The sequence below is a fragment of the Paenibacillus sp. J31P13 genome (assembly GCF_056269295.1).
Window position 1 is genome coordinate 94,829 of sequence record NZ_JBWDNR010000015.1, and the last position, 11,008, is coordinate 105,836.

Here is an 11,008-nt window from a genome sequence, read left to right on the forward strand (position 1 = left end):
CTCTCAACTCTTAGTTCTATTGGACACCGCTACTATTTTTTAGTAGGATAGTAGGTGAAAGAATCAGCGACGAAGAAACAGGAGTTGAGGACGATGCTACAACTTGGCACAAAGGTCGTCATAGTGGCTGACCAATATGAACAAAACCTGCCCATTGGTGAGCATGGTTATATAATAGCTTACGACCGTAATGCGGATAATGTATTTGATTATGTACTGCGTGTACCGGCTGCCAATCGCAATTTTCTCATTCCAGATGAAGATGTAGAGCTCGAAGAAGTGCTTATTCAGGATGAGGTTGATCGCATTGAGCGGGAGGCGCTTATTGATTTTGCACTCGCGACTCATAATGAAGAATTATTCAAGCGTATTATGAATGGTGATGAGCCTGAACCGGAAGCGGATCACGCAAGCGTGGAATCGATGAGTCCAGCGGACTTCATTCGTCAAGTAAATTTAAAGGCATGGATATAATAGAAGTTGGGCGGGACGATGAGACTGCTGCGTAGTCATTTTTGATGACTGCGGAGCAGTTTTTTTCTTTCCTGTCATAGCAATATCATTAAGTATCAACTGTTCTAACTGAATTATTATAGTATTGAGAATATGAAATTCACTTCTTATCGATTGGCAAAATGCCAATTTATCTTGTTTCCAGAACTCGTTTTCCGTTTACATTGATGTTCCTCCTACAAGTGAGATATAATAGGAAGAATGATTATAGGAATGAGCAAATAAAGCTTACGAAGCGAGTTTTGCTTCGCAAAACTTTTAGAAAGGAAGATCACCTAATGAGCATTTCGCCCAAGGATGTTGAGCATGTTGCCAAGCTGGCGCGGCTGGAGCTTACGGATTCGGAGAAGGAGCAATTCACCGAACAGCTCAATGCCATTTTGAAATATGCAGAAAAGCTAAATGGATTAAACACGGATAATGTAGAGCCGACCAGCCATGTGCTGCCGATTACGAATGTTATGCGTGAAGATGTGCAGCGTCCGTCGCTGCCTATCGAGAAGGTGCTGCTTAATGCGCCTGATGAAGAGGATGGACAATTTAAAGTACCGGCGGTACTTGAATAATAAGAATGGGTTTATTTTGAAGGGAGGAACTACTGTTGGCACTGTTTGATTTGCGCCTGCAGGATGTACATAACAAGCTTAACAACAAGGAGCTATCCGTTACTGAGCTGGTTAATGCATCATATGCGAGAATTGCAGAAACCGAGCCTGCTATTAAGGCTTTTATATCTTTGAATGAAGACAACGCGCGCTTGCAAGCTTCCGAGCTGGACAAGCAATTGCAAGAGGGCGGCGAAAAAGGCTTGCTCTTCGGATTGCCGGCGGGCATCAAGGATAACATTGTGACTGAAGGATTGCTGACAACATGCGCAAGCCAATTCTTGAGCAACTATAATCCTATCTATGATGCAACAGCTGTTCGTAAATTGAAAGCTGCGCAATCGGTAACGATCGGCAAGCTGAATATGGATGAATTCGCAATGGGCGGTTCCAATGAAAACTCAAGCTTCTACCCAACACGCAATCCATGGAATACGGAATACGTGCCAGGCGGTTCAAGTGGCGGATCTGCAGCATCCGTTGCTGCTGGCCAAGTATATTTCTCATTGGGCTCCGACACTGGCGGTTCGATTCGTCAACCAGCAGCCTATTGCGGTATTGTTGGTCTTAAGCCTACTTACGGTCTAGTATCACGTTATGGACTAGTCGCTTTCGCGTCATCACTTGATCAAATTGGACCGCTTACCAAAAATGTCGAGGATTCCGCATATGTTCTGCAAGCCATTGCTGGCTATGATACAAGCGACTCCACTTCAGCTAATGTAGAAATTCCAGATTACACATCGGCTCTAACTGGTGATGTTAAAGGTCTGCGCATTGGTGTGCCTAAGGAATACCTTGGAGCAGGTATTGATCCTCGCGTGAAGGAAGCGGTTATGAAGGCACTTGCTGTCTATGAATCACTTGGCGCAACGTGGGAAGAGGTATCTTTGCCGCATACAGAATATGCGATTGCAACGTACTACTTGCTTGCTTCATCGGAGGCATCCTCCAATCTTGCTCGTTTTGACGGTGTACGCTACGGCGTTCGCGCAGAAGATCCAGCTAATCTGATCGACCTGTATCGCAAGTCGCGCAGCGAAGGCTTCGGCTCAGAAGTAAAACGCCGGATTATGCTTGGGACTTATGCGCTTAGCTCTGGTTATTATGATGCTTATTATTTGAAAGCACAAAAGGTGCGGACACTTATCAAGCAGGATTTTGACCAAGTATTTAACAATTACGATCTTATCATCGGACCAACTGCACCAACGCCTGCTTTCCGTATTGGAGAACAAGTCGGTGATCCGTTAACGATGTATTTAAATGATATTTGTACGATACCAGTCAGCTTGGCTGGCGTGCCTGCAATCAGCGTTCCATGCGGTACTGCTGACGGCTTGCCAATCGGTTTGCAAATTATTGGTAAAGCGTTCGACGAATCGACGGTGCTGCGCGCCGCTCATGCGTTCGAGCAGAACACAGAGCATCATAAACTGCGCCCACAGCTATAAGCGGGTATATATACGTTTACGAAGGGATCGATACGAATGTCTGAACCGAACAAATACGAGACGGTAGTCGGACTGGAAGTCCACGTGGAGCTGCATACGAATAGCAAGATTTTTTGCGGCTGTTCCACAGCTTTCGGCGCACCGGCAAATACCCATACTTGTCCAGTCTGTCTTGGTCATCCCGGCGTTCTGCCGGTACTGAACCGCCAAGCGGTTGAATATGCAATGAAAGCAGCAATGGCGATTAATTGTAAAATTGCTGATATTAGCAAGTTTGATCGTAAAAACTATTTTTATCCGGATTCGCCTAAAGCGTATCAAATTTCACAATTCGATCAACCAATCGGCGAGCATGGCTGGGTTGATATTGAAGTTAATGGTGAAACGAAACGCATCGGCATAACAAGGCTGCATCTAGAGGAAGACGCAGGAAAACTGACTCATGTGGATGGCGGTTATGCATCGCTTGTTGATTTCAACCGTGTCGGTACTCCACTGATTGAGATCGTTTCCGAACCTGATATCCGCACGCCCGAAGAAGCGAAAGCTTATTTAGAGAAAATTAAAGCTATTATGCAATACTGCGACGTTTCTGATGTTAAAATGGAAGAAGGCAGCTTGCGCTGCGATGCGAATATTAGTCTTCGTCCATATGGTCAGAAGGAATTCGGAACACGCGCTGAGTTGAAAAACATGAACTCGTTCCGCGGTGTTCAGCGTGGTCTTGAATATGAGCAATTCCGTCAAGCAGAGATTCTTGATAGCGGTGGTGAAGTGATCCAAGAGACTCGTCGTTTTGATGATGCGCTTGGCAAATCCTTCTCGATGCGCGGTAAAGAAGAAGCGCATGACTATCGTTATTTCCCAGACCCAGACCTTGTTAAGCTTCATATTAGTGAAGACTGGAAGGAAAGCATTCGCCAAACGATTCCAGAGCTGCCAGATGCTCGTAAAGCAAGATATACGGCTGATTACAGCTTGCCATCCTATGATGCTGAGGTTATCACTTCATCGAAGAAGCTTGCAGATTTCTTTGAAGAGAGCCTCTCCTATACAAAGGATGCCAAAGCGGTATCGAACTGGATCATGGGTGATCTTCTCGGTTATTTGAATGCTAACAATCAAGAAATCTCAGATGTGAAGATTACGGGTCAAGGACTTGGAGAAATGATTGGTTTGCTTGAGAAGGGCACAATCAGCGGTAAAATAGCGAAAACTGTATTTAAAGCAATGCTTGATACAGGCAAGCTGCCGCAACAAATCGTTGAAGAGCAAGGACTTGTTCAAATTAGCGATGAAGGTGCCATTCAATCCATAGTGAATCAAATTGTCGAAGCAAATCCGCAATCCGTTGAAGACTTCAGAGCAGGCAAAGAGAAAGCGATCGGTTTCCTTGTTGGACAGATTATGAAGGAAACAAAAGGGAAAGCTAACCCTGCACTTGTGAATAAGCTGCTTCTTGAGCGGTTGAAATAAGGTCTAGGTAGACGGAAAGACGCGGATCATCATAATGATGAGTCGCGTCTTTCTTTTTTTCAAGCTATCAGCGATAGACCTGTATGTTCCAAAAGCTGCATATAATTATGTTACAATGTAGAGCAGAGAAAGGTCGGGATACGATATGCTTTTAAATTCGCTTCATAATCCGTGGTATATTAGTGAACTTCATATTTTACTCCGACTGCTCCTTGCCCTTCTATTAGGCGGACTGGTTGGCTTTGAACGAGAGCAATCGAATCACGCGGCAGGCTTGCGTACCAACATTTTAGTTTGTTTAGGGTCATGCTTGCTTATGCTTCTATCTATGTATGGATTTTCAGCGTTTGTTGATGAGGCAAATGTAAGGATGGATCCCGCTCGTCTTGCGGCTGCGGTTATAACCGGTATCGGCTTCCTTGGTGCTGGCACCATTTTATTTACAGGCAAATCCATAACGGGTCTAACTACAGCAGCATCGCTTTGGGTTGTAGCGGCAATTGGATTAGCAGTTGGTGCTGGTTTTTATTTTGCGTCGGCGACGACGACTGTGATGGTGCTTGTCACGCTATGGGCGTTCAATAAGCTGGAGAAAAGATATATTAGCGCAAAGAAAGATCACCTTCTGAAAATAAATGCTTATGATGTAACCGGTATTCTCCTCAAACTGAACACGCTATTATTAGAGCATAAAATTCAAATGAGGAGAATGCTCCTAACGGAATCTCAGGATGAGAGTGACGGTAAGGGAGAGCAGATTTTACTTCATGTTCATATATCCTTGCCAAAAAATGAAACGTTGCTTGCGTTAATGGATCAAATAAAGCATCTGGAGGGTGTCCGTTGGGTAAGCTCGGAATAAATCGTAAAAAAAGCAGACTGCTTACGGTATTATTCGCCTTTGCACTTCCAGGTGCTGGACATATGTACTCGGGTCAGCATCCCAAAGGTCTGCTGCTCATTGCTACTTTTATACTCGATGTGGTTGCGATAATTAGACTCGCGGATTCAGATGGAGGCAGACATTTATTACTTATTGTCTATTTGGGAATTATGCTGCCTGTCTTTTATTTTATTAGTGTTTTTGATTCACTCCAAAGCTTGGAAGCTGAAGATACAAGCCCAGTTGCTTTGGGCTTGACTCAAGGTGTTTTGATTTTACTAACTGGCGTGCTCCTGCTTCTTTTATTGAAACCGCCTGCTCTTATCCTGCCATGGATGAATGAACTTGCGGAGCTCAGCGTGGGCCCCATTATAATGATTGCTTCTATTATTTTATGGCTTCGTTCGAGAAAAGGATCGGTGTCTATGTTTAAGCTAGGACGTTTTACAGCAGCGGCGCTGGTCCTGATTGTAGGAGCCTTGCTCCTATGGGACCAAATTCAAGGAAGAAATGATATTTCGCTGCTTGGTGAATGGTGGCCAGTCATATTTATTTTATTAGGCATTGAAATCATATTGTTCAGCATAAAATTTAAAGGAATAGAAAAAAAATTACGCCTTGACGTTGCGGGAGGCGTTATTGCTTTAGTCATTACAGTGATTGCCTATGGCGTAACGCAATACGCAGATATTCCTTTTCGCTGGCTGGATCAATTTAATGTTGATATTAGCGGGGCAAAGGAATATGGCGAAGAAAAAGGTTTTCGTTATGAGAAGGCCCCCATCAAGGTTCCGTTGGATGAAGCTATTTCACTCCTTAAAATTGTTAATCAAAATGGACAAGTAACGGTACGTTCAGATGATGTCCAAGAAGTCGAGCTGCAAACGATAGTATGGGTTGATTTGGAAGATGAAACGCAAGCGAATGCTATCGCTGACCAATCGATTGTTAAGGTTAATCCAGGAGCGGAACTTACAATTGAAGCCAAGGGGCAGGCTTACGGTACGAACGGAAACATGAAACCAAGAATGAATATAACAGTTACCGTTCCTTTGGCGCTCTCGAATCAAATCGTAAAGGAAGAGTTGCCAGTTGAAACTCAATTGCCTCTCGAAAATGAAAATGTTGATGAATCAACAGATCCAATTGATCCAATAGATTTAAATATTGCAAATAAGGAAGAAGAATCGATTGGGCAGCCAATGGCAGAGGAAAATAGTATAGCTCAGTTGCCAGCTGTTAAGTTGAAAGTGGAGACCGAGAATGGACCGGTTGAGCTAATGAAGTTAGGTTTTCCTGGTGGATTAGACATTCGCAATACGAGTGGTCTTGTAACGATAAGCAACATAATTGGCCCTGTTTCCGTCAAAGGAGTAAATGGAGCTATCCAAGTGAATTCAGTTGCTGGCGATAGCAGTTTTGAAATAAAAAACGGCAATATTTCAGCTTCAGCCATTACAGGAAAAATATATGCGAAGATCACAAACGGCAGTTTGGAAATGAAAGAAATTGTCGGGGATATTGAAGCGGAAACAAAAAATGGGAAAATAAAAATAGATGGTGCATCAGCAGCCGTTAAAGCAGATACCTTAAACGGTAACATTGAGTTAAATAGTAGTGAGGTTGGCGGAGATTGGGATTTGGACAGTTCAGTTGGTGAAATCAAGCTAACTATGCCAGTGTCTGGTCACTTCAAAGTTTATGGATCGGTAACTTTTGGGAGTATTACGTCAGAGCTGCCATTAGAAATCAGTAAGAAAACAATAAGAGGCACGATAGGGGAAGGCACTTTCCGAATTCAGATTAATGCGACTAACAGCATTGCAATCAAGGGATTTGGGCTTTCTTAAAAAGGCGCTTTCATTGACAAATTCTTAAATTAGAACGTACAATAGTTTTATCTAATAGGAAGGGTGTGAGGGGAATGGGAGCCAACGTTAACTTAGCGCTGGAACAACTAAAGATGAATGGTGTCCGTATGACCCCGCAACGTCACGCCATATTAAGCTACTTGATGGACTCCATGTCTCATCCAACTGCAGATGAAATTTATAAGGCGCTAGCACCTGCTTATCCAAGCATGAGTGTAGCTACCATATATAATAATCTGCGTTTATTTGTAGAAGCTCGATTAGTGCGTGAACTGACTTATGGTGACGGTTCAAGCCGGTTTGATTCTGATTTATCAGATCATTACCATGCCATTTGCAAAAATTGCGGTTCGATTGTCGACTTTGCATACCCGCCGTTACTTGAGGTAGAGCATGCAGCATCTCGTGTAACAGGCTTTGTAGTTGAAGGACATCGGATGGAGATTTACGGTATCTGTTCAACATGCAATACTGCACACAACACAAAATAATTAGACCAATGACTCACAAGAACGTGCTGGGGAGCGATCATACGCTAATCTGCACGTTTTTTATTAGAAAAACAATAAAGAAATCATATATATATATATATATATATATGCTTACAGGAGTTGATGACTTGGAAACGATGTACAGCCGAGCGCCGCGCCGCAGAGGCAACAAAAGTATTCGAGGCTTAGTTATACTATTTTTTATGGCTGCAGCTGCAGTATTATGCTGGTATGGTTATCTTCGTTTCATTCCAAATGGTGAAATGATTGAGCCTTCATTTAAATCAGAATTTCCTATTATGGTTAACGGCGTTGAAGCAGAGCAGGGAGCCATTATCGAGAACAATGAAGTTAAACTGCCGCTCGGTGTGCTGCAAAATGTGTTGGGAGAGGACAAGCCTATTCGATATGAAAAGGACTCTGGTTCGATTATTTTTACGACAGCCAATAAGGTCCTTCATCTAAAAACAGATTCCCTGACCGCAACAATTAATCAAAAGCCGTATGATCTGACCATAGCAGCAGAGACGAGTAAGGATACGGTCTATATACCAGAGGGTCCTCTAGAGGATTTATATGGTCTGAAGGTGGAGTATCATCAAGAGTCTGGTGTTGTTACATTGCTGTCTGCAAAGCAATCCATTCAGCTCGCGGATGTATCAGACGAGAAAGGGGCTGCCTTGCGAACGGAGCCAACGATTAGATCCCCTTTCCTCGAAAAGATTCCACATCTTCAATCGGTGCGAATATGGGGGGATCAGGATGGATGGCTGCTTGTTCAAAGCAGTACCGGTCTAGTTGGCTATATTCAAAAGAAAGAATTGAAACTCGCTCAAATTGAACAAATACCCGAACAGGCTCGCGAGCCGGCCTTTGTTGCATGGAAGGTTCTAGGGAATAAAATTAATATGACATGGGAAGCTGTGTATGAACGCAAAATCGATACAGCTAAAATTGGCTCCATGCAAGGCTTAAATGTCGTGAGCCCAACATGGTTTGAGCTAGCTGACGAGAAGGGTCTAATTAAAGGGAAGGCTGATCCCGCTTATGTCAAATGGGCGCATAACCAAGGGTTGCAAATATGGGCGCTTTTCAGTAATGCTTTTGATCCAGACCTTACAACAAAAGCTTTGGCTACTGTTGAGACTCGGTTTGCAATGATTCAGCAGCTGATTGCATTTGCACAGCTTTATGATTTACAAGGTATTAATATTGACTTTGAAAATGTGCACACATCAGATAAAGAAAACTTTGTACAATTTGTTCGTGAGTTAACGCCATTGCTCCATGAGCAGGGGCTCGTAGTATCCGTTGATGTAACACCAAAATCTCAAAGTGAGATGTGGTCCCTTTTCCTTGATCGAGCAGCACTTGGCAAGGTTGTCGATTATATGATGCTTATGGCTTATGACGAGCATTGGGCAGCCAGTCCTAAGTCGGGCTCCGTCGCCTCTCTGCCTTGGGTAGAGAAGTCCATTAGTCGTGTGTTAGAGGAAGACTTAGTGCCTCCAAGCAAGCTTGTGTTAAGTATTCCCCTTTATGCGCGAATATGGACAGAGAAAAAGGGCGAAGACGGGAAGATTAAAGTTTCCTCGAAAGCAGTTGGGATGGATCGTGTCAAAGATATTATAGCTTCGAAGAAACTGACGCCAGTGATTGATAAAGAGGCAGGGCAAAATTACGTGGAGTATACAGAGGATGGTGCTTTGATTCGTATTTGGATTGAAGATGATCTTTCCGTACAAGCACGGATTGCGCTTGTTCGTAAATATGATTTAGCAGGTGCTGCTACTTGGCAGCGAGCCTTCCAGACTTCTTCGATATGGAAAACAATCGACGAAGCTATTACGAAAAGGCCATAATATATAATTCCTAAAAAAATAAGAATGCCCCCACCGATGACGGTGGGGGCATTCTTATTTTTTAGGTTTGCTGCTCAACAGAATTATGAGTAGCTTGTGCAGGATCTAATGTAAGCATTGTTTTGCAGAACATACACCGATCTGTTTTGCCAAGCATCTTGGTTTGACGATTACATTCTGGACATTGGAGCATGGTTGCGCTCGTGGACATCATGCCAGCCCAGAAATAGACGCCAACGCTAATGAGCAAGGAAATCATCCCAATAACCATGAAAATAGCCGCAACTATTTTTCCGGCTTGGCCCCAAAATACGATACCGGCGGTACCAAGTATCATTACACCCATGCCTACAAGGGTGAAAACAAGACCCCATAGACGGAATTCATTGATTTTAGCAGACTTGAAAAAGAATTTCTTCATTCATTCAAACCCCTTCTATGACTATTTACTCATGAAATTGAGACAGTTTTCTAAAATAGCAGCAGGAATGTGCCTCTAACCTGTCGAAAAAGAATAAAACTGTAGATTATTATTATAGCTTAATAAAATGTGATTAGCTATACGGAGGAACTAGTGGAACAGATAAAAGCACACTTTGTAAACAGCTTCAAAGCTGAACCTGATTTAGTCGGATTGACTCTTATTGATAATCCATACCCATACAATCCTTTAGTTGATGGATTAGATATATTAGTGCTAGTGATCCTTCAAAATGATCATACACGAAATGAAACAAAGCATATTCAAATGCAGGGTAAGCGGGTATTAGTTCGTATCATTGATTCATCCAGTTTGAATGATTGGTTATCCAGCGGTGAAAATCGCAACATTATAGAGTGGATAGTTCGGGGGGAGATATTGGTGGATCGCGACGGCTATTTGAGCAGTGTGCGTGAACGTCTGCTTCAGTTCCCAAAATCTATGCGGGAGCAAAAGCAGTTTGCGGAGTTTGCCGGCTTCTTAAGAACATATCTTCAAGCAAAGCAAGATTTAACGGATGGAAATTTGCTTGATGCGTATAGTCATACGCTTGCAGCACTTCATCATTGGGCTCATATCGTTCTAATAGAAGAAGGCCGTCATCCTGAACTAACGGTATGGAAGCAGCTAAAGCTAGTTCATCCCGGCATCTATAAGCTATATGAGGAACTTACTGTTAGCCCGGAGACCTTGGAACAACGAGTACAACTGGTCATGCTTGGATGCGAGTTCTCCATTATGAGCAAAATGAAAACAAGCTGCTCTCTCTTGTTTGAGATTCTAGCCACACGTGAGGAGCCTTGGAGCATTGCAGAGCTTCAATCCCATTCTTCGATAAATGTATTGCATATTGATTTGTCATTAGTTTTGCAAAAGCTAGTACAACGTAAATATATTCGTGAGGTTGCTGTCATGGATGAGTTGGAGCATGGAGATATAGATGCTCTCGAGTTGCGCTACATGATTGCTAACTAAAAACGACTGTATTTACCGGTTTTTATTATAAAAAGCGCTTATTCAGCCTATATATGGAAGGCGAATGAGTGCTTTTTTATGAAATTAAATAATTATAAGAAATAGTGTTGACTTAAACAATTATCATATGATATATTAATTCTCGCCGCTTTTGCAGGACAACTTATCGAATGAACGACAGGTTAAAAAAAATGTCGAAAAACGAAAAAAAGTACTTGCAATCACATAGGCGGTTATGGTATATTATAAAAGTCGCCGATGAGAAACACGGCGTCACACAAGCAACAAAGATTGCTCTTTGAAAACTGAACAACGAGTAACAAACTGCCTCGCAAGTCCTTCGGGATGAGCGAAAAAAGCGATAAAAGTTTTTGAGCAAGTCAAACACCAATTTGGA

General features: G+C 42.8%; 10 protein-coding genes. 9 read left to right on the forward strand and 1 reads right to left on the reverse strand.

Going from position 1 to position 11,008, the window contains the following annotated elements; translation table 11 throughout:
- The first annotated feature begins 93 nt into the window (after positions 1-93).
- The 8 genes from AC0YOD_RS27220 (at position 94) to AC0YOD_RS27255 (ending at position 9,155) form a co-directional block, all read left to right on the forward strand.
- Complete coding sequence (locus AC0YOD_RS27220; RefSeq protein WP_475802486.1) at positions 94-474, forward strand: ATPase; 381 nt, start codon at positions 94-96, stop codon at positions 472-474.
- A 317-nt stretch (positions 475-791) separates the two neighbouring features.
- Positions 792-1,079, forward strand: coding sequence for an Asp-tRNA(Asn)/Glu-tRNA(Gln) amidotransferase subunit GatC (gatC, locus tag AC0YOD_RS27225; protein ID WP_475802487.1), 288 nt, complete (start codon positions 792-794; stop codon positions 1,077-1,079).
- Positions 1,080-1,114: 35 nt separating this feature from the next.
- On the forward strand, positions 1,115-2,572 hold the full coding sequence (gene gatA / locus AC0YOD_RS27230) for an Asp-tRNA(Asn)/Glu-tRNA(Gln) amidotransferase subunit GatA (RefSeq protein WP_475802488.1): 1,458 nt from the start codon (positions 1,115-1,117) through the stop codon (positions 2,570-2,572).
- A gap of 36 nt (positions 2,573-2,608) precedes the next feature.
- Positions 2,609-4,048 (forward strand): Asp-tRNA(Asn)/Glu-tRNA(Gln) amidotransferase subunit GatB, encoded by a 1,440-nt coding sequence (gene gatB / locus AC0YOD_RS27235; protein ID WP_475802489.1) that lies wholly within the window; start codon positions 2,609-2,611, stop codon positions 4,046-4,048.
- Between the two features lie 145 nt (positions 4,049-4,193).
- Entirely contained in the window at positions 4,194-4,910 is a 717-nt protein-coding gene (locus tag AC0YOD_RS27240; RefSeq protein WP_475802490.1) for an MgtC/SapB family protein, read from the forward strand.
- The gene (locus AC0YOD_RS27245; protein WP_475802491.1) at positions 4,892-6,781 is read left to right on the forward strand and encodes a DUF4097 family beta strand repeat-containing protein; all 1,890 of its coding nucleotides are present in this window, start codon (positions 4,892-4,894) and stop codon (positions 6,779-6,781) included. The genes AC0YOD_RS27240 and AC0YOD_RS27245 overlap by 19 nt, the downstream gene beginning before the upstream one ends.
- 74 nt (positions 6,782-6,855) lie before the next feature.
- Positions 6,856-7,293 (forward strand): peroxide-responsive transcriptional repressor PerR, encoded by a 438-nt coding sequence (perR, locus tag AC0YOD_RS27250; RefSeq protein ID WP_475802492.1) that lies wholly within the window; start codon positions 6,856-6,858, stop codon positions 7,291-7,293.
- Between the two features lie 137 nt (positions 7,294-7,430).
- The gene (locus AC0YOD_RS27255) at positions 7,431-9,155 is read left to right on the forward strand and encodes a glycosyl hydrolase family 18 protein (protein WP_475802497.1); all 1,725 of its coding nucleotides are present in this window, start codon (positions 7,431-7,433) and stop codon (positions 9,153-9,155) included.
- Positions 9,156-9,216: 61 nt separating this feature from the next.
- Here AC0YOD_RS27255 and AC0YOD_RS27260 read toward each other — a convergent pair whose 3' ends face one another.
- Positions 9,217-9,576 (reverse strand): YgzB family protein, encoded by a 360-nt coding sequence (locus AC0YOD_RS27260; protein ID WP_475802493.1) that lies wholly within the window; start codon positions 9,574-9,576, stop codon positions 9,217-9,219.
- Positions 9,577-9,729: 153 nt separating this feature from the next.
- Between AC0YOD_RS27260 and AC0YOD_RS27265 the strand changes: the two genes are divergently transcribed.
- The gene (locus tag AC0YOD_RS27265; protein ID WP_475802494.1) at positions 9,730-10,611 is read left to right on the forward strand and encodes a nucleotidyltransferase-like protein; all 882 of its coding nucleotides are present in this window, start codon (positions 9,730-9,732) and stop codon (positions 10,609-10,611) included.
- Positions 10,612-11,008 lie beyond the last annotated feature (397 nt).